Below are 239 nucleotides of genomic sequence, written 5' to 3'. Positions count from 1 at the left end.
GGCTGCGGGAGGACGAGCGCTCTCCCGCCGTGCAGCAGCCCGGCGGCCCCGACAGCGGCACGGCCGCGGAGGGGACCACGGTAGGGGTGCTGCAGGAGGCCGCATTCCCCGCCGGAAGCATGACCGGAGCGCCGAAGCTGCCGGCGATGGCGCAGCTGCACGAGCTCGAAGGCGGCCCGCGCGCCATCCAGGCCGGCTGCTTCGGCTATATCGGCGGGGACGGGGCGGTCGCCCTCCCC

The 239-nt window shown here is 76.6% G+C and carries 1 protein-coding gene; it reads left to right on the top strand.

Annotated elements, in window-relative coordinates; all coding sequences use genetic code 11:
• The coding region (locus KVS71_RS18625; RefSeq protein ID WP_217585279.1) for a chorismate-binding protein at nt 1-239 on the top strand (239 nt) is incomplete at both ends.

Source organism: Microbacterium sp. GbtcB4 (assembly GCF_019091465.1).
Taxonomy (GTDB): domain Bacteria; phylum Actinomycetota; class Actinomycetes; order Actinomycetales; family Microbacteriaceae; genus Microbacterium; species Microbacterium paraoxydans.
The sequence above is the reverse complement of the archived record's forward strand: the minus strand, read 5'-3'. Positions and strand labels throughout refer to the sequence as shown.